The organism is Bacillus sp. ISL-75 (genome assembly GCF_018613095.1).
Genome location: NZ_JAGGQX010000076.1, coordinates 1 through 19,620 on the forward strand (window position 1 = coordinate 1; position 19,620 = coordinate 19,620).

A 19,620-nucleotide genomic window follows, 5' to 3' on the forward strand; every position below is an offset into this window, starting at 1 on the left:
TAAACCATAGATCAATGAATCTGGCGCTCTCCCCATTTTTAAAAAATGAATGAGCTGCGTCCTCTTTAGTATTGCCTTTTTTCACTGAGTTAAAGAAGTTAATTTTCATGGTAGTTTAAGTGAAAATATTCACAATCTATTCACGCTTACCAAATTACTTTAAATGTGTTTTTCCACAATCTGGTCCTTAACATAAAAAAGAACACAATCCTTACTACAGAATTGCGCCCGATTGTTGAAGAGTTTTACATTGATTAATATATCTCTATTTATTGGAAGATTTTCTTATAATAACTAAGGGTTGGTACTAACAGATTTGAGCTATATATATTATCAAGTTCAGATTTGGTTACCCATTTAATATCACTTACCTCATCTTGCTGAAGCTCCGTTTCTGAGATTTCAAAGCTTTGATCAAATATCCAAACATCACAGAAATTATTATATATATCTCTCCGTTCGCTTTTTACTAACTTTCCATTAGATCTTAATAAGCTAATCCCTATTTCTTCTTTTACTTCGCGTAGAGCACCTTCAATGCTATCCTCACCTACTAAGATAGATCCACCCGTACATTCCCATAAATCTGGATGAGTCTTATCTTGATGACGTTTTGTCAAAAGAATTTTACCTTTATTATTCCTAATCCATACATGGACTACTATATGGTAATCCCCTTCAGCTAACGGAGTTCCACGTTTATGAATCCTATCTGTTTTTATTCTATTTTTATCATACAGATCCCAAAGCTCCAAAAATTCCCCTCCCATCAAAGTCTATAGTACTTTCTGCAGAATTGCGCCCTTTAACTGAATAAAACCTGAGCTCTGTTAGCCCCATTTAGAACAACAACTCATCCTGAAAAATAAAATAAAATGAGTTGTTCCATGTTAAGTATTATTTCATTGAATTTACAATCTTCAATATCTCTGATTTCGTCGAAGGATCCTGTGAAACATATTCCAGGGAATAGTAAAGTCCATCCCGTTCCCAATCTATCCTAGGGTCTCCACTTTCACTCACAGAATAAAAACCAATGCTATTTTCAAACAAATGAATTTTTTCCCCATTTTCATTAAAATATTCTGGTTTTTGAGGGGTCACGTAAATAACTAATTCAGTAGAAATCCTTTTTTGATAGCTTAGCTGTAGTTGGTCTAATTCTTTATCAATCCAACCGTACTCCTTAGTGGGTTTAAAAGGAATATAAGTGGGCGGTCTCGTTTCATATCCAAAATCTTGAATCGCTTCATGGATTGTTTGTGTTTTGAACTCCTCAGAAAACCCTAATACTATGCCTGTTAATAAAAACAATAAGAAGATTACTCTAAGTGGTGTGTCCACTCTTTTTTTAAATTGTGAACCCTTCAATCGTTCTTTCAGGTTTAATTTCTTCTCACTGTACCAATTGATACCACTAGTTAATATGAAAAACGGAATATAAAGGTAATATAAATCAAAATCCAATGAAAAAAAATAATTGATAAATACTGCCAAGCTAAATGAAAACATAAATACATAATCGATGATTATGATTCTGTTCACTAATTTAATATCTGGACCAAATCTTTGTTTTAACTCTTCCCAAGAACAAAATTCATTCATAAATAAATCCCCCAAATATTCTTTTGGAACAAGTCTATTTCTATAAAAATACCATAGGCATTTGTTTTCCTAAATGGAAATTAAACCAAAAGGTGAGATTTCCTCTATATTTAGTTTAGTTTCTGAAATGGACTATCAGTTGGGGATGTGTTGTTCCACAATATGGCCCGATTGTGAAAGATTGCTTATTTCCTTAAAGATAAGAGTCCGTTACATCCTTTACTACACCCAATTGTTAATTCCTCTTGTAACATGAAAAAAGGATATACTTATTCTATGCGAATTTGTAAATCCTTTTAGTTACTTTTAATTATTTTAGCGTCCAAAAGTAAAATCCATTAAATTTAGCAGCCCTTTCTTACTATCACTATTTATCCATACTGACTGATATTGATTTTAAATACTATTCATCTACGAAAATAATATTTAATATATCTTTATTCTTTTCATAGTCATTTTTATTAAGTAAGTTGTATTTTCTAACCTCAAGATCGATAATATTGTTGAATTCTACATTCTGATAATCATTTTTATTAAAACCTAAGGTGGATACAATTAGCTGAGTATCATCGTTGTTATTTGTGAAAATATAATCAAAAAGTGCCTTTTGTTTGTCGTCATCTAGTTCAACATTATTCGGACTATCTAAAACCAAAGGAAAACGAATTGCATCAGGATTAAGTTTGAACTTTACTTTTAACAGGTTGAAATACCAAATAATTGTGGTAATAGGAACATTGCTTCCTCTAGAAGAGAAAGACCCATTCAATTTCTTAAATTTATCTAATGCAATTTCTTTTAATCCAAATAGATTAATCGATTCAATCATAAGTTGTTCGTATAGTTCGTTTGCCTCTTTTTTTAAGTCGTCGTATTTCTTTAGTGTTTTTTTACTTTCTTTCATTTGCTCTGCATTTATACTTAAATTTTGCTGGACAACTCCGGATTCCTTCAACATATTATTTTGGGTTTCCAGGTAACCCCGATGTTTTAAAACATCGGAAATTTGAGTATTATTGATATTCATTTCTTCCTCAAATTTGTTTAGTCTCTTAAGCAAACCTGCATAATGATCTTCATTCTGTTTAAGTTTCCTTTCTACATCAAGAAGCAAACTATCTAATTGGTTTTTCATTATGTAGAAGTCTTCTAATTGGCTGCTTTGAGAAATCTTTAATCCAATATCATCTATTTCCTGAGAACAAGTGGGACAAAAATTATCATTTACAATTTTTACGTCATTTTCCTTCATCGTCTTCCATTTTTGAAGTTCTTTTATGTCGTTTTCCAACTTGATTCGTTCATTCCTAAGATTCATTAATTTGTTTTTATATGTATTCAAGCTAACCACAATGTCCGTGTATTCTTTTTTATTTTCTTCAAGCTCCACTTTTAGCGTCTCAATATCTGCTGGCGCATCTTTTCCATCTAGGTAACCTCTCACCCTTTTCAACATATTATTGATCACAACACTTTCATTACTAAGCTCCTTTTCTTCCTTTTTCAATTTTTCTATACGTTCGATTGTCTTGAAATATTCATCTGTGAAAATGCCAAAATGGTTAAAGAGAATTTCATTTTTATCATTTTTGTATTGGAATAAGGATCCAAAAGAATTAAATTTCGGTCCTTCCATTCGGTCTTGATCCACATAATTTAACAAATAACTATAAACGGGTGGGACAATCTCTAGTTCTTCTGTTTTTTTATTAGGCAGTTTCACACTAAATCCGTATAGGTCTTTTAGGTATTCAGCTAGTTCCATTCTATTAATCGTGCTGAAAAGCTTATCAAAATCATTGGAATAGACCTTGAACAACTTATCACTTCTATATATGTAATAGGCTTTCTCATTAATCGCAATATGTATGATGTAGATCTTGGGGGATTCTTTCCACTTATCGTCGAATATACAATCGGCTCCTAGTGTATGGTAAATGCTTTTTAGAAGGATGGATTTACCTACATCATTACCCTTTACTTTATCAGAAGTAATAATATTAATTCCGACTTCAAAATCTATCCTTTTCGCAACTTTATTTTTTGGTTCAAAAATAAATAAACTTTTTAATGTTAAACTATTCATATGCCATACACCCCCTCCTCATATTTTTTCATTACCAATATAATCAATGCCTGAATATCTTCACCGCTCATTTCTATTGGTTTGTGGTTGTTCATCTCTTTACTGATTACCTCAATAATTTCAATCTCATTTTCTGGAAGATCGTAAAGCTTTTCAATAAGCCAATCGATAATTTCTGTTTCTATCTTTTTTAGCTGTTTATTATTACTGCTTAATTGTCCCATTACCTGTGATAGGGATCTTAGCATCGTGCACTTTTTCCTAAAACTGTCTTTATAAATTTCTTCAATGAACATTTTCGCTTTTTCAACTGCTACATCTGTTTTCTCTATATAATTACTCATGAATCTATCCAGGAATGCTTTGCTTACCCCTTTTTTCTCTAAAATATCTTCATATACAGGCAATTTAAGTTCGTAGGATGCTTTTCGCTCGATTTCTCCCTTTAACAATTTAAATCCTACTTTTTTTGGTTCGCTATTAAATGTATCTTCAAAAAATAATACTATTTCGCCGATTAATGTCTTTTCAGGATATATCAGGTCCATTCCTGTTTTTTCAAAACTTGAATTTTTCAGATTGATTCCTTCGCTTAATTCTAGTTCTATTTTCATATTCTTTTTAATTTTTTCAACCGCCTCTGGATCAATAGAAGCTAAATTTACTTTTTGGATATTATTATAGGTTTTCTTTCCATCATTTAATGGAGCATTTGAAACCAATCCAATTGTGATGTCATTATTTTCATTATTTTGTGGATCGTATTTTAGTTTATATAATTTACCGAAAACAGAATCGCCGCTTTTGTTTCTTTTTATTAGTTTATCTACCATATAAGTGCCATTATCGTTTTGTGTCTTTACTTGATAAAATTCAAAACTATCGGTTTTATGTACCTCTATATCACAACTATAATCAAATACCATAGTAAACTCTATATCTTCTTTATATAACTCCAGTATCTTCTTTAATCCCCATAGGATTTCATTGCGGAATCTATTTTTTGCTCTAGAACCGGCCAAATCATATGGAAGATTCATATAGTAATCAGACATAGACACTTTTGGTCACCACCAATATTTTTATAGGAATATTATACTATATAAATTAAATCCATTATATGGTTACATTATGTTTAATCTTGAAATTTTTTAGCAGTACTTATCATATTATGATGTTCAATAATCCATGGACCTTTAGTGCAATAAAGATTGGCTAATTATTCACTTCTGATAATTTTCTATATAATGAAGCTCTAGACACATTTGTAATTTCACAAATTTGATTTACAGTCATATTTCCTTCTTTATATAGCTTTACTGCATAATTCATTCCTGCGTGATTTTTATGATACTTCTTTAACCGACCTTTAAAATTTCCTTCTTTCTTTGCCACCAGAAGAAAAACCAACAATTTCCCCTTCATTATTTTCTGCTACATATACACCGCCACTGGGAATGTTATTTATCCATCTCTTTTCCCGACTTTCATATGTTAAATTATTTAAGTATTCGTCTGGAACAATATTGGCATAGGTTGTTTTCCAACTATCTACGTGTACTTTAGCTATTCCTTTTGCATCGGTTAAAACTGCTTTTCTAATTTTCATAAACCCGTTATCCCTTCCATTTATATACCAAATTATACTATTACTTCACCTTTCTTATTGAACAAACCTGCCATTTAGTTAAATAAGGGTAATGAAAAAGGACTGCCGAAAAACAGCCAGTTTGTTGTCAAGTAAAGCTATCAGTAAATTGATTTTTCTAATATACAAGTCTTATTTATCAGACTGCCTTTTAAAGAATAAGTAACACAATGAAAAAATGACCAAATATAATAAGTATCCACCAATTGAATTGTCGCTAAAAAAATTGTGAATGCCATTGGAACGAAGTATAGCACGAATAACAACAGTAAGAATTACAGTAATAAATGCAGAAATCGCGATTTTTTTAAATGTCATAAAGGTCACTCCTATTTACAAAGCTTAGCTAAAAATTAAGAAAAAAGACTGCCGAAACAGCCCCAATTGTTGTGAAAGTAAAGCATCCGTTAGCTTAATAACACTTTAGCTTTTAAACTCCATAAAGTGACTTGAATTTGGATAAAGATTTTCCATTGAAAATCCCATAGAAGTATAAAATTTATCAGCCTGTTCGGTATCTGTGTGAAGAACCAAAATTTTATAATATCTTTTTGCTTCGTCAATTATCCTTTTTACCAAAAGGCTTCCTATGCCGTTTCTTCTATACTCTTTACTAACATAAAACCTTCTCAGCCGTCCAATAGATTGTTCATTTGAAAATGGATCTTTATTTAATCCACCAATAGCAACAAGGACACTCTCTTCATTAAACACGCCAAATAAACCTTCTCTAAATTGGTTAAAAGTATTACTGCCATTTTTATAATCATTTACTAATCTTTCTACAAAACAAAAACCATCTTCTTTGCTTTGCTTTACTAAACTATCCAAATCAAAATTCAACAGATTTTTTATTTGCTTTACCTGATATTTCCCCATATGTATCCCCTTCAAATTTCGTAATTTTTTTTCAACTATCCTGCCCCGCTTAAGTACAATTCTTCACAATCTTCTCCGTAGCTTTAACATAAATATCCAATTTCCTTATAAAGAGTTATTACACAAAATTGCCCTAACATAAGGAAGAGCACAATTCTTACTGCAGAATTGCGCCCGATTGTGGAAGACAAGAAGCTCAACCTAATCGCTAGATTTCCATAAACTTTTTTGACGTAGCTTTTACTATAAGGAAATGAGGGCTGGTCATGAGATAGTAATAAGATTTTTCTTTCACTTCTTTCATCTTTTCTTGCGGTTGGGGTTCAATCAGCTTATCGAGATTGAAAAATTGAGTGGTTTCATTTACGATGCTTTGCATAGGTCTTCTGTAAAAGCTGACATCAATAGTAATATTAGGTTTCTTCCAGGTTTCTGATAAGAATTGGGTTTTAAAGTAATCTTCGCAATTGTGTCTTGTATAGTCCATAAATGGGTGATGAACCGAAAATAAAAAGGTTCCGCCTGCTTTTAGAATGCGGTTGAATTCTTGAAATGTGTAAGTCCAATCCTTTAGATAATGAAGCGTAAGTGAGCTTACAATCACATCAAAGGAATCATCCTTAAACGGAAGGGTTTCTTGAAGATCATGACAAAGGAATGTCGCTTCTTCTCCTAAACGATGCTTCGCTGCTTTCACCATTTCGGGACTTACGTCTATACCAGTAACTTCCGCCCCTTGATGCAATAATTGAGAAGAATACCATCCAGCCGAACAACCGGCATCAAGCACCTTTTTTCCTTTTAATTGGGGGGGCAAAGCCGTCATCATAGCTGGGCGTTCATAATAAGCGTTATAAGGACTTCCCTCATCAACATCGTGTTGATATGTATTGGCTAACTTATTATAAATGTCTCTCGTAGGATTTCTCATTTAATTCCCTCCTTCAGATTCTTGATATATAACATTAATTATAAGTTCATTTTTTTTTCGTGAAAAGTCCTGCTCTTATTCAGTTAAATGGCCCTTTAACGGAACAACTTATTGTCAATCAACAGTTCCTTAATCGATCTTATCAATTCAGATGTTCTTTTCCTTTTCACTATAAAAACACCCCTTTAGATAAAAAAATCCAAAGGGCTAAAACGGTGCAACTTTATTTCAAAGCTACACCTTTTTTTAATACAACCTATGTTGCATTGAAAGAGTGATGATTTTTAAAGGTTGTCCAAAGATTTTTATTTTTCCTCTTCTAGTTGCTTATCGCATTCTATACACTTTAGAGCAATACCAGGCTTCGTAGATCGAACAATTAACTCACACCCTAGGCAAACCAATTTATAGGACGTTTTCTTTTTCTCTTCCGCTTCTGCTTCTTCCTCACTCCCTTCCGTTACACCTCCATTCCCACTTCTCCGAGCAATGACAAACACGGTCTCATCAATGCCTAATCCCATAATTTTTTTCTTAGTTTCTTCTGTTAACTTTGGAAACGCCCAACCGTATCGGTCATCCTTTTCACTCGGAAAATGGAACCCCCGTCTTTCACATTCTTCTTTAAACCGTTTATTGTGGTAAGTGCCATTTCGAGAACAGTCTTGCACTCCGTTAATGGCGTTATAAAGAAGAACCATTTCATGAAGCATCGTGTCCATTGTTTCCATGAACTCAATATCTAAATATTCCGCTCCAATATTCAACTCATATCGCTTGTTTTTTCCTTCTTTGTCTCTCCATACTTCAGCGGTGGAACACCAGCCCATAGATTTCCTTTTTCCTCCACTTTGAATCGTGATGGCAGGTTCTGGAAGCATCCCTTTAAAAAATTCTTCATTTAGTTTTTGAAAAGCTATATGCAATTCGTCAATCGCTTTTTGAATGTTAGCCATTTTTCACCCTCCGAAATTTGAATATTAATATTCAAAAAAGTTTGTTCGTTTAATTCGGACTGGCTATACTAGAGATTAATTTTTAATCGATTTAGGCTGCTGGATAACCATATCTTTTTTAGCGGACTCTGCCATTTTTCCTGCAAGAGTTTGAATATAAGATTCTGTCAGTGTAGCAGGATAGTATCCAATCCGTTCACGGACTAAATTTTCAAGGACAAAGCATTTCCGAGTGGCTTTTTCATATTCGCTAAAGGTGTGTTCCTCCGCTTCTGAAAATTCGTCTGCCCCTTCCTTCATGGCTCGAATAAAAGTGTACCGCAGCTTATAAATGTCCGCTCGTTCCTTTCTAGCAAATTTCAAAAGGAATAGCAGTTCAACGGTTGAAAAACACATCAGTTCTGGTGTACTTTTATTTAAATCAGATAAAGAAGGCTGTGAAGTTGGCAATAAGTTTTTTCTTTTCCCGTTACACCCATTGACTAGCCGTCTTAGTTTTTAGCCGGAAAGGTTCGGGTGTCCTACCGGCTGGAAGCTTAGTCGGCTTGCGCTGTTTTACGATTCGGAAGGCAAAAGGGAAAAATATCAATCAAAGCAGGCGTTAGCCTGGTATCCTTTAATCTTTTAATCTTTTAATCCTTTAATAATTTATTCTTTTTATTTTTTTAGGTTTTCGGCTCGTTCGGTATGGCCGATAGGTAAAGGAAATCGGAACCTAGGGGGAGTTTGACCAGAGGGAATTACTCCCCCTGGTTAGCCTTTCCTTTAATGCCGAAGCGACACGTAAGCGTAGCGTCAGAATGACAGAAAGCGTTCTTTGCTTTCTGATCAGTCTGTAGTGCTGCCGCCCTCATGCTCTCATTAATTATTCTTTAATTACTTATATATTTACTATAAACGCCTTAAAAACACGACAGCCTGGAAAAAGATTTGATTTATGATGTAATCTAGTTCTTTCTCCTCTTACCGTCAATATCAAAGGACACTATTATAAAAAGAACTAATACCTCCATGAGGAATTACTACATACATTGGACTCCCAAAATCTTGGGAGTCCTTTGTATTTTTATAGTAGGCGTTTTTATTCTCTAAATCCTTTGACTGCTTTTACGGCGTCTACAAAGGGGACTGAATTGTTGGTACCCCTATATAATTGTATATAACATACAAATCTAGCTAACTTAGTCGCCCATAAAATTACTTGGTATTGTCAGCTTGACCCATAACCTTATTTCATTTTTTTCTTGGTCTAATTTCGTTTTTGTGTTCATGAATTTAGTTACTTTAATTACAAAATAAAAGCCAAAAACAGTAAGAAGAAAATTTATAATAAAAGGTAAAAAGGCTAAAAAACCAAACATTACTACAATATTATTCATAAAGTAGGTCCCCTAAATCCATGAAGGAAAAAGGGTTAGAAGAACGCGATATCTTTATGGACAATGTAGTTTAAAATATTAAAGTGTTGAAGTGGATTTTTTATTAATTGGAACATACTACCTCCTCTTTAGTTAATTTTTAAAGAAACGATTTTTGGTGCAGGCGGTGCTCCTACCTCAGGTAATGTTGACAATTTAGATATTTCACCTATTGATGTTAGCAGATCGTCGCTAGACGAAGAGGATTAATATTATTAGAAAGGAGGAACTAGATTTCATTCTATCAAATTAGTGCTGGGCATTTACTACTACTAAATTAGTAAATTTCTTTTTCAGACCTTTTTCCTTTTTTTGTATTAGTAAATGTTGTAAAATTTATGAGATTCAAAAAAGTTAATAGAGGGAAATTGAAATGAGAAAGATCTTGTTATTATTATCAGCGTTAACAATGGCATTGGGATTAGCTGCATGTTCAAGCAAGGAGGAGGATAAAACCGAAAAGAAAGAAACAAAGGAAGCTTCTGCTCCTGAAATAGATGTAAATAAGGAAATGGTTAAGTTTTATATGAATCTTGGTAAAAAAATTAATGCTAAAGATGCTGATCTAAATAGTTATGAAGCTGCTGTAGCAAAAGAAGCTGAAGACCCTGATATAAAAATTGAACCTGAGCAAAAAACAAAAGCTAGTGAATCTGCTGCAGCTGTCGTTGCTGAGCTTAATAGTGTCCAAGTTCCTGCTTCGCTAAAAGATCAAAAGGCAGACCTTGAAGGGGCAGTTAAAGATTTTACAACATCATATCAAGTGAAAGCAGAAGAATTAAAAAAGGATGCTCCATCATTTGATGCTGCAGAAGCAGCTTTCACACAAGGAGAAAAGAAGCTTGGAAAAGCATATGAAAGCGTAAAGTTACTTCCACCTAGTTTAGGTAACCAAGTAAACTAAAAATTAATGAAATCTATCCTTTTTTAAACAAGTCTGGTGATTGTCACTTTGACCGATAATTTGCGTATATTTTAAGTGCTATTTTGCACATCCAACTCTAAAAACCCAGCTGATCTTCTCATGTGAAGGTAGCTGGGTTTTTTATTTATTTACATCCAATCATTTATAGAACTATTCGGATCAGACTAGTAAAAAAGCGACTGCTCATTGTTCTGCAATCGCGTCCTATAATTGAATAATGAATAAAAATGTTAAAAAATAGTCGGTACCATTCCCCCATCCATACGAATTGGAGACCCTTTAAATGCAGATGCATAAGGACTACATACAAATGTAGTTAGCCTTCCTATTTCAGTAGGTCTGATAAATCGCTGAATTTCAGATTGAGGTAGGTTTGTAGTCATAAACTCTTTCTCTTTATCTGAAAAATTCATATCATCATTAGGGTAGATACTCTCAATTATTTGATGTACATTTTCAGAGAGTGTTGGTCCTGGCATGATTGTATTTACTGTAACTTCTGTTCCTTTTGTTAATTTAGATAAGCTTTTTGACAATGATAATAGCATTGATTTTGTCATACAATACTGAGGCATTTGTCCTGAAGGCATAATTGCTTCTTCACTCGCAATAAAGATAATCCGGCCATAGTCATTATTCAACATTTTAGGTAAATAAAATTTAGATAATCCATTTGCAGCAAGAACGTTTGTACGGAAGTATTTTTCCCACACTTCATCGTCAACATCCTCATATTGCATAATTTCATAAATCCCCATATTATTAACTAAAATATCGGTATTGGGATATTTTTCAAATAAAGCTTCTCTTTGTTGAATATCTACAATATCGGCTGTAGCATTTTGAGGAGTGGTAGCCGGGAAATCTGACTTTATTTCATTTACAATTCGTTCTACCTCTTCATAATTTCGTCCATTAATTAGAACATTAACACCTTCTTTGGCAAGTTCAATGGCAATTGCTTTTCCTATTCCTTTTGTTGATCCTGTAATTAAAGCTGTTTTATTGTTTAATCCCATATCCATAATACATTCTCCTATTCATTTACTCATTATAATAATTAAAAGGTTATATAAGAAACGTTCCAATCTTTTGGTAGTTATTATTAGGTTATCTTTCTTATTAACATGGTGTTAAATAATTTACTTTTAAAACAAAGTCAATTTATCGAATTTATACCTAAGTGTTCAGTACGCCAATTTGAAGGAGTATCCCCTTCCCATAGGCGAAAGGCGCGATAGAAAGAATTCTGGTCTTCATATCCAATCAGGAAGGCCACTTCTTGAATATCGAGCGAGGGGTTTGCCAAATACTCTCGTGCCTGCTCATGGCGGACTTGTGTCAACAGATGTTTGAAGCTCGTGCCTTCGTCAGTAAGCCGGCGCTGCAAGGTACGATCGCTCATCCCTAACTCGCTCGCAACAGTCAGAAGGTCGGGTCTGCCTCCTGTTAGGCTACGGCTCATGATCCACTTGACCATCTCGGTGATTGAGCGGCTGCGTTGCTGCTCATCCAACGATTGGTCCAGTACAGGAGTCAAAATCTCCAACAACTCTGAGTTGTACGAGACAAATGGGCGGTCCAGATCTTCTCTATGTAACGTCAACCGGTTACAATTTGTACCGATTTGGATACGACAGCCAAAGTAAGCTTCAAGTGCCTGTACGTCGCCCATTGAGTGCGAAAATTCGGCGAACCTCGCCGTCAAAGGCTGACCTGTCCCCCGCCTCCCTAGTTCCAGAAGAAATGCAAGAGTGACACCAGCCAGCATTGGCGGGCCGGGTTGCTCGGTATCCAACCATCCAAGTTCAATTGTACAGTGCTCACCCTCCTCGGTGATACTTAAGTTTTCCGGGGGGCACAGTTGTTTGTATCTGGCCATTCGCTTTAGAGCGTCGCGATAGTCACGAGCGTGGTAAGTAGCTAAAATGGTCGGTGGGTAATGCACTGTTTCAAATCCGGTCGTCATCTTGATGATGCCTTTGGCAGTGTCATCAATGAGGTCGGAATAAGCCTTCCATATCGCAAAATATTGGGCGGTGGTGACAACTGGTTCAGTAATAATGGTTAGCGGCAGTCGAGCTTTTCGAACCACGTCGTGGGAGGCAATCCCTATTTTATTTAACCCTGACCAAAACCCTGCCGGGATTTTTATACGAGTATGAGACGTCATACATATAGGCCCTCCTTTAGCTATCTACACATTCACTAGTTTTGGTTGGATTTCTTCCTTCCTTGATAGCGGTTCAGTTATTATCTTACCTTTGGAATGTCGCTCTGTAACTAGCAGAGGACGACATTTTACTTGCCGATTACGCCGAATAGTCCTTTAGTAACTAATTATTCAACAATCTGGCCCGTTTGTTGAAGTAGGGACTGTGTCGCAATTCTTAAGTTATGGTACTGTCGTGGCACAATAAGCGGTTATAGACGTTCAAGTTAGACACTCATTATTACAACGAATGTTGTATTATAGAAACACCTTTGAATGTAATGTTATTACAACACAACAAATGTTGTAATAACAGGAACGAGCGATATTTCCAACGTTATTCAATGTCCACCTCTTGGAATAAAGTGAAATCAACCTTTTGAATGTAACATATTTTCCGATGTGTTCTGCATATCAGTTAAAATACCATTTACCTAGTATTTCAGGTGAAATGAATGTAACTTAATATCTATTTTCATACATTAAGGAGAAATGTCTTCTAATTTTTCATTTTTAATTTTGTGATGTCCTGCTTGGGGCCAAATGCAAGAAGCAGCTTCTGTTGTGGCTTTGAAATTAAGATGTGCGGTTTGTAAAAAAAGTTGCGCCGTTTTACACCTTTGGATATGGATATTTAAAGGGGCGTTTTTATAGTGAAAAGGAAAAGAACAACTGAATTGAAAGGTCGATTAAGGAACTGTTGAGTGACAGTAAGTTGTTCCGTTAAAGGGCCATTTTCTTGAATAAGACTTTTTAAAAAAACTGGATGTTTGTTAATGTGAATATTGTGAAGAATTGAACTTAAAACTAAAAAGCCGTTTTATAAGGCGCACTGACTATTTTAATTATTATTTCTTTGAATCTGTTTGTATATAAGTTTTGATAATGAATTTTCCGCGCTTATATTTCCCTTTTGTGCTTCTTTTTTCAGAAGTAAGATCATAATTCCACGAGGGACAATAATAACAGATAAAAAAGAACAAAGGTCAATTATTTTTGCATAAGGCTTTAGGTAAACAAAAATTCCCATCTTGGATAGTAAGAAGCCATAATGTCCAAATATCAATAACCCTGAAAACAGTATGCTCCAACGCAAAAAACTATCCCAAGGAGACTTGTACTGGTATAAAATCATAGCAATTAATGGTGCAACCGTTAAGCTACTTCCGAAAAAATTCGGATAAACAGGAGATATAGCAATTTTTACTGCCCAAAAACCAAAAAACATTCCAATTGAATCGTAAACTACATATGCCACTGCCACCAAAGAACCATATAACAAAATCTCCACTATTCGTTTTTTGTCTACAAGATAAAAAAATAATAAATAACAAACAAGCACTACAAACAGCGTAAAAAACCATTCAAATGTAAGGAACTCTTGTTTAAGCCATTTGGTTAAGATTAGATTATTCAATGCATCAGATTTTTGCATTATTTCTTCGTTTTTTTGCATTATTTCTTCGTTAGTAATCATTACAGTTCCCCCTTTTAAAAAATAGATAGTTTTAACATTTGTAAATAATTTAAAATTTATTCTATAAATTCAGAGCATTCTTGTTTAATTAAAGGGGGATTTAGGGGGAAAAGTGCACCAACATCCAATAAAACTATCTTCCGTAGTCGGGCGCTTTTCTTTAGTAAGGATTGCAGTCTTTTTGCATGCTCCGGGAGCACCGATAAAATTACAAGGCAAAAGAAAAGGACCTGGATATTTTCTCTACCCCGTCCTTTTCTCAAAATCATTTTGTTCCTTCTTAACACCTACTTTCCGAACAGTCGTGCAAAGAAGCCTTTTTTTGAAGTGGTAGCTAATTCTTTTCTGAACTCCTGGGTTTCCCTTATCGATTGCATAAGCAATTCTGTCAACTCCTTATCCTCCCTCTGGTCTGGTACCGTTGACAGACGCCATGCGGGGCTTTCTCTCCTTTGTAAGCAGCCCCGCCCCTTGTCTTAACCTTAAGGCAACACTCAAGCCTTTAAGGCTTGTAGGTTAGTTACTTACTAAAAGCGTGAAGGTGACACTATCACTGCTATCCAGGCATTATGGAGACCGAGAAGTCACTAACAGTGAGCGATGAATCATGAATAACGTGTCACTATTTGGGTACCACATAAACAAAAGATGCATTGAAATGGGGATAAACATGGAAGTTAAAAGTTTGGATGATGATAAGGTTGTAATAGCAGGAGTGATAGGCGCTGTTTCAACACTTGTAGGAGAAATTACCTCATGGATATTACTTCGTTCAGGTTACGATAAGAAGTACACTTTATACCAATTAAACAGCCTAATGATTACCGTTAAGGATAGGCCAACTGAATTAATGGGTTTGATACTAAATTTTGGGATTGGTTCTATGTTAGGAGCTATGATTTATCTTGCACTTAGAAAATGGGGGCACAGATATGTTCTCCTGATCTTTGGTGTAATCAGTCTATTTATGTGGTTTTTATGGGAACTTCTTTTCACTATGTCTATTGAGGGAAAAACTATTCCTATAAGACCAGTGAGTAGTTATTATAGTCATTTAATTAGCTCTTTGGCATATGGAGTTTCCATGGGACTAATGTTAAAAAATTTCATTTTTAACAAAATTAAGTAACTAAAGTTTCGCTTCCCATATGGAAAGACCTCCAATTGCCAGTTGAGAGACTAACAATTGGAGGGCAGTTGTTTTTTACTGAGCGACACATGGACCACAATTAAGATTCAAAGTAAGTTTTTGGCAAGTCATTCACTTCATATGCAGCATGTATTCCGGATTCGATTGCTCCTTGGATCCAACCGTGAGTAGTTGAGGCATGTTCGCCTGCAAAATGTACTCTTCCTTCGGGTGTGGAAATATAAGGGGTTAACTCTTTTACCTGTTCGGGTTTAAACAGCGTAAATGCTCCAGCAGAATACGGATATCGAACCCAACTGTGGCTCGTTCCTCCTTGAAAATCACTATAGACCTGTTTACCGTGGATCTCTGCTAAATTTTTTAAAACAAATTCCAAGCGACTATCCTGATTCAAACTATCCCATGGTATCGCATCATCTTCCCATGTATAACTGCCTAAAATGACACCTGTTCCTTGTGTACCGAGGCCGTGGCTGGGGTACTGAACATATTTAATCGGGAGGTCAGTAACAGTTTGCCCGCCATACAAACCTTGTTTCTCCCAGAACCTGTTTTTAAACTGGATCCCTGTCTTCGTAGACTCTGCATATTTTAGTTCCCGAATAGCCTTCCATTTATTTTCGGAAAATGAATCACGAGGCTCAATTTCTACAAATTGCAGTACTGAAAAAGGAATTGTCACAATCGCAAGATCTCCAGTAATTTGAAAAGGTTCTAAGATTCGATGGACAGAATGAACGGTTACTTGATTGTCGTGCTGTACAATTCTTTTTACATTTTGTCCGTAATAAATATTATCTTTCAATTGATTGGTAAATGCTTTAGGAAGCAGGTCATTACCTCCTGTTATTTCATAAAAAATATCAGGGATTAACAGTTCACGAAATAGTTCCAAAAATGAAAGCTCAATAAGTCCTTCCAGTGTAAGCATGACTTTAATCATTTCGATGGCTCCGGGAGATAATGTGACTCCGAATGGATTGTATCTTAAATAAGTATCCATCGAGTATTTATCCAATTCCCGAATGACCCAAAGCCAATTTCTTCTGGGGTTCTGGTTAATAAAATCGGTAACCGGTTTTATCGCTGATTGAATCAACTCTTTAGCTGTTTTCCCTTTTTCATGCGGGAAAACGGGAAAGCGTAATATTTGAGGGTTCTGTTCGTACGCCTTTAATCGTGCTTTAACCCCTTTTACATAGATAATATCGGCAGGAGTCGAATTGATAAACTTATTAACAGGGAGCTGGAATTTTTTTATATATTCCAAAGTCAATAAATGCGTACTGGGAATACGCATCGCACCAGCTTCAAGATACTGCTCATCCCTAAAATCCCCCCTTAATGTATATATCCGTCCTCCCACCCTATCAGTTGCTTCAATGACCGTTACATTGTGGCCGGCCTGCTTAAGCAGAGAGGCTGAGACCAGTCCTGCCATACCTGCACCAATAATAATGATCTTCTTGGGTATTTTGGTTTTTTCTAGTCCATTTCGTATAATTGACATCATATGATCAGAGGATAACTTGGGAAATACGTAATTTAACATACTTTTCCTCCTCAAAATGGGATAGACCAGGAATTGAAATTTAGTCTACTGCCATTTTATTCAGCAAGAAAAGCGAATTAGAATAAATATCAAAATTATTATTCCACTAGCTCAGAATCTTTTCATAGTAAGGGAATTTGCTAAGGAATAAAACTTGTAAACCGGCTAAAATTTAAGAATCAATCCATTGAACGTCGTAAACATTTCTAGGTGAAATTGACAGCCTAGGATTGGCTGTACGGCGTTTTTGGCGATTGGTCCTTGGAATGAATCCCATATATATTTTGTCTTGTTGCATAATCGGGCGCATATCCGGAATAAGGATTAGCGTCCTTTTTTCATGATAGGGCCATTTTGTACAACACCTTTTAAGGAAATTGGATATCTAGTTAAAAGGTTATAAAAATAGAAAATATATTGTTGCATAAGTGGATAGAATATTCCTCAAGTTTGAATTTCGTAGCTGGTTAAATAACTGGAGATGGAACTATCCTCCTAATTGAAAGTAATGTAAAGGAGTTGGATTTTTTTCAACGTCTTGTCCCAAAAAATAACTGGACGATTCGGATTATTAAAGAAGTTATCAATTACTTTTTTTTATATAAAAATCTAAATTAGGTTTTCTTAGCTACTCATCATTAAATTTATTATGGTTTTTTTTCAATCTTGGGAATTTTAATACCTGTATATATAGCAACAATATATACTTAAGGAGATATTCAACATGTTTAAACGAAAAAGAAATATAATTTTTATTATTATAGTGGTTGGATTAATTGGATCTGCTTGTTCCAATTCATTTATGAACAAAGATGAAAAAGTAATCCCAAATCAGGGATTAGCTCAAAAAATGGACGTGTCTTCCGACGATAAAGAAATAGTATTCTCTTACTATAAGAATGGTGTTGCAGCCATCTATACTGCCAATCCAGATGGCTCTAATGTGAAAAAGTTTGTAGAAATGAAAGATGTATCTCTCCTCCATCCTAAGCTTTCAACAGATGGAAAAAAACTTTTGTTTTTGGCTAGCCCAAAAGGTAAGGAAGATAAAAAACAAAGTCTTTATGTAATCGATAGAGATGGAAAAAATAAAAAACAACTAACATCTACAGATGGTTTAGTGACTGATGCAGTATTTTTACCTGATAATCAAAATATTTTCTATTTACAAGCTGGTGTTGTCAAAAATTATTCCCCTATAGCAAGTAAAAGGCCACATGAATACGATCTATATTCTATAAATTCTAATGGGTCTGAAAAAAAACAAATTACTAATCAAAAGGAATACGGTATGTTCGATTTATCTATTTCAGCTGATGGAAAAAGTTTATGGTTTACAAAGGAAAAAGATAGTGAACGAGCTTTATTTATTACTTCATTAAATGGAAAAGAAACTTTCAACAAGATTTTGCCAAAAGAGGAAATTGGAACACCCGAAATGTATGATGTAGCATTATCAGAAGACAACCATCAGATTGTTTTTTCAGCTGTTTCCCCCTCTTCAAAAAATGCTAGTTTTGAATATGAACTATTTTCTATGGATTTAGCAACAAAACAAACAGAACAGCTTACTCAATTAAAATCTCATGCAAGTAGTCCTGTTTATTTCCATAAAGAGAATAAAATCCTTTTCTTAGAAGATAAAAATTGGTCTAAAAAATCTACTTCAAAATTTGAAATGTATACAATGGATCTTAGTAATAAACAAATTGCCAAAATAGATTTAAGTGTGAGTAATTAAGTAGTAAAACCAAGTTTTATAAGCTGCTGTTCATATAAAATTATTGTTGTGCGCTCTTCAATTAAAGGGCGCTTTTATGGAGTAACGAAAAAGCCCAATTTCTCAGCATTAAAATTGAGAAATTGGGCTTTTTATTTTGGAATTTCCTTAACGTTGTAAATTCGCGTTTTACTGGTGGTACCCTGGTGGTACCCCTTATTAGGATTTTATAAGGGAGTATGCAAAATCGAAAAAAATTTATTATAGATGAAGCATCTTCAAAAAAATTAAAGGAGAAGGTAAATCGGTCACTAAAGGTGGGACTAACTGTTTTTATTTTATTTTAATTGATCCTCTATAATTATGAATCATTTTATCTAGCTGCTTTTCCTCTGTAGAGATTATGTACTTAGGATCCCATAGACGATTAGTGTGTTTGGTCTTAGAAGCTGGATATTCCTTATATAAAAATCGTGCTGATCCCCCTTTAAGAGCTTTGATAATGTTTGGAATAAAATGAGTTGTTTGGCAGTTAATTATAAGTTTCACACTGTTTTGATCGAACTCCATTGCCAATATTTTAAATTCATGGCGAATGGCTACGCTATTGAAGTAATGTTTAATAAAATCAATTTCTTTAGTTTCGAGTTCAATATGATTACTGGTGAAAAAAGCAATATGATATTGTAAAAAACAATCATGATATTTGTTTGAATATATTTCAGTCATCAACAGTTACCCCAACCTTCCGAAAAGCTTATAAAGCAAATGGATTCTAAATTCTACTTTATCAAACATATATATCAATTTCGAGATTAAGTGGTATCATAAGGGAAACTTTTTTAAAAAACGCGTTGATAAACGCGTTTCATCTGTGTAAACGCTAGGCGTTTTTTAGGCATTTTTATTCTCTAAATTCATTGATACGACAGATTTTATAGCGTCCACAAAGGGGTCTGAATTGATCAGTAATTTTTTCAATTCTCTAAACGCCTTAAAATCGCGTTATTTCAAATTAAAAACTCCAACACCATATTTCTGAACTGTAACCCATAATATGG

Annotated in this window: 17 protein-coding genes and 2 pseudogenes; 3 read left to right on the forward strand and 16 right to left on the reverse strand. The window is 34.4% G+C overall.

All coding sequences use genetic code 11. The features are described 5' to 3' along the window. Positions 1-269: 269 nt before the first annotated feature. The 11 genes and pseudogenes from J7E63_RS26520 to J7E63_RS26570 form a co-directional block, all read right to left on the reverse strand. Positions 270-755 carry an NUDIX hydrolase gene (locus J7E63_RS26520; protein WP_215017980.1) on the reverse strand — a complete coding sequence of 162 codons (486 nt, stop codon included), beginning with the start codon at positions 753-755 and terminating at the stop codon, positions 270-272. 142 nt (positions 756-897) lie between these two features. Then, positions 898-1,605 carry a hypothetical protein gene (locus J7E63_RS26525; protein WP_215017982.1) on the reverse strand — a complete coding sequence of 236 codons (708 nt, stop codon included), beginning with the start codon at positions 1,603-1,605 and terminating at the stop codon, positions 898-900. 403 nt (positions 1,606-2,008) lie between these two features. Further along, on the reverse strand, positions 2,009-3,691 hold the full coding sequence (locus tag J7E63_RS26530) for a hypothetical protein (protein WP_215017984.1): 1,683 nt from the start codon (positions 3,689-3,691) through the stop codon (positions 2,009-2,011). Next, positions 3,688-4,746: a dsDNA nuclease domain-containing protein gene (locus J7E63_RS26535; RefSeq protein WP_251033800.1), complete on the reverse strand. Its 1,059-nt coding sequence runs from the start codon at positions 4,744-4,746 to the stop codon at positions 3,688-3,690. Before J7E63_RS26535 ends, J7E63_RS26530 begins: the two co-directional genes overlap by 4 nt. Positions 4,747-4,906: 160 nt before the next feature. After that, positions 4,907-5,086, reverse strand: a pseudogene (locus J7E63_RS26540) (helix-turn-helix domain-containing protein); the annotation flags it as partial. Then, positions 5,073-5,300, reverse strand: a pseudogene (locus J7E63_RS26545) (N-acetyltransferase family protein); the annotation flags it as partial. The pseudogenes J7E63_RS26540 and J7E63_RS26545, both read right to left, overlap by 14 nt. Before the next feature lie 462 nt (positions 5,301-5,762). Next, complete coding sequence (locus J7E63_RS26550; RefSeq protein WP_215017989.1) at positions 5,763-6,218, reverse strand: GNAT family N-acetyltransferase; 456 nt, start codon at positions 6,216-6,218, stop codon at positions 5,763-5,765. 208 nt (positions 6,219-6,426) lie between these two features. Further along, entirely contained in the window at positions 6,427-7,149 is a 723-nt protein-coding gene (locus J7E63_RS26555) for a class I SAM-dependent methyltransferase (RefSeq protein WP_215017991.1), read from the reverse strand. 305 nt (positions 7,150-7,454) lie between these two features. Further along, positions 7,455-8,105, reverse strand: a complete 651-nt coding sequence (locus J7E63_RS26560; protein WP_215017993.1) for a hypothetical protein — start codon at positions 8,103-8,105, stop codon at positions 7,455-7,457. A 75-nt stretch (positions 8,106-8,180) separates the two neighbouring features. After that, positions 8,181-8,555: a hypothetical protein gene (locus J7E63_RS26565; RefSeq protein WP_215017996.1), complete on the reverse strand. Its 375-nt coding sequence runs from the start codon at positions 8,553-8,555 to the stop codon at positions 8,181-8,183. A 731-nt stretch (positions 8,556-9,286) separates the two neighbouring features. Beyond that, positions 9,287-9,484, reverse strand: a complete 198-nt coding sequence (locus J7E63_RS26570) for a hypothetical protein (RefSeq protein ID WP_215017998.1) — start codon at positions 9,482-9,484, stop codon at positions 9,287-9,289. Positions 9,485-9,896: 412 nt separating this feature from the next. Between J7E63_RS26570 and J7E63_RS26575 the strand changes: the two genes are divergently transcribed. After that, the gene (locus J7E63_RS26575) at positions 9,897-10,427 is read left to right on the forward strand and encodes a hypothetical protein (protein ID WP_215018002.1); all 531 of its coding nucleotides are present in this window, start codon (positions 9,897-9,899) and stop codon (positions 10,425-10,427) included. Positions 10,428-10,678: 251 nt separating this feature from the next. Here J7E63_RS26575 and J7E63_RS26580 read toward each other — a convergent pair whose 3' ends face one another. The 3 genes from J7E63_RS26580 to J7E63_RS26590 form a co-directional block, all read right to left on the reverse strand. Continuing rightward, entirely contained in the window at positions 10,679-11,473 is a 795-nt protein-coding gene (locus J7E63_RS26580) for an SDR family NAD(P)-dependent oxidoreductase (protein WP_215018004.1), read from the reverse strand. A 134-nt stretch (positions 11,474-11,607) separates the two neighbouring features. After that, positions 11,608-12,621, reverse strand: a complete 1,014-nt coding sequence (locus tag J7E63_RS26585; RefSeq protein ID WP_215018007.1) for an AraC family transcriptional regulator — start codon at positions 12,619-12,621, stop codon at positions 11,608-11,610. Positions 12,622-13,501: 880 nt separating this feature from the next. Then, positions 13,502-14,137: a hypothetical protein gene (locus J7E63_RS26590; protein ID WP_214718330.1), complete on the reverse strand. Its 636-nt coding sequence runs from the start codon at positions 14,135-14,137 to the stop codon at positions 13,502-13,504. A 670-nt stretch (positions 14,138-14,807) separates the two neighbouring features. Here J7E63_RS26590 and J7E63_RS26595 point away from each other — a divergent pair. Beyond that, positions 14,808-15,266, forward strand: a complete 459-nt coding sequence (locus J7E63_RS26595; RefSeq protein ID WP_215018009.1) for a hypothetical protein — start codon at positions 14,808-14,810, stop codon at positions 15,264-15,266. A 100-nt stretch (positions 15,267-15,366) separates the two neighbouring features. On the opposite strand, the gene J7E63_RS26600 is transcribed toward J7E63_RS26595, so the two are convergent. After that, positions 15,367-16,839 (reverse strand): flavin monoamine oxidase family protein, encoded by a 1,473-nt coding sequence (locus tag J7E63_RS26600; RefSeq protein WP_214718326.1) that lies wholly within the window; start codon positions 16,837-16,839, stop codon positions 15,367-15,369. Between the two features lie 724 nt (positions 16,840-17,563). On the opposite strand from J7E63_RS26600, the gene J7E63_RS26605 reads away from it, so the two are divergent. Further along, positions 17,564-18,580, forward strand: a complete 1,017-nt coding sequence (locus tag J7E63_RS26605; protein ID WP_215018012.1) for a DPP IV N-terminal domain-containing protein — start codon at positions 17,564-17,566, stop codon at positions 18,578-18,580. A gap of 312 nt (positions 18,581-18,892) precedes the next feature. Here J7E63_RS26605 and tnpA read toward each other — a convergent pair whose 3' ends face one another. After that, entirely contained in the window at positions 18,893-19,288 is a 396-nt protein-coding gene (tnpA, locus tag J7E63_RS26610; RefSeq protein ID WP_215018015.1) for an IS200/IS605 family transposase, read from the reverse strand. Between the last annotated feature and the right edge of the window lie 332 nt (positions 19,289-19,620).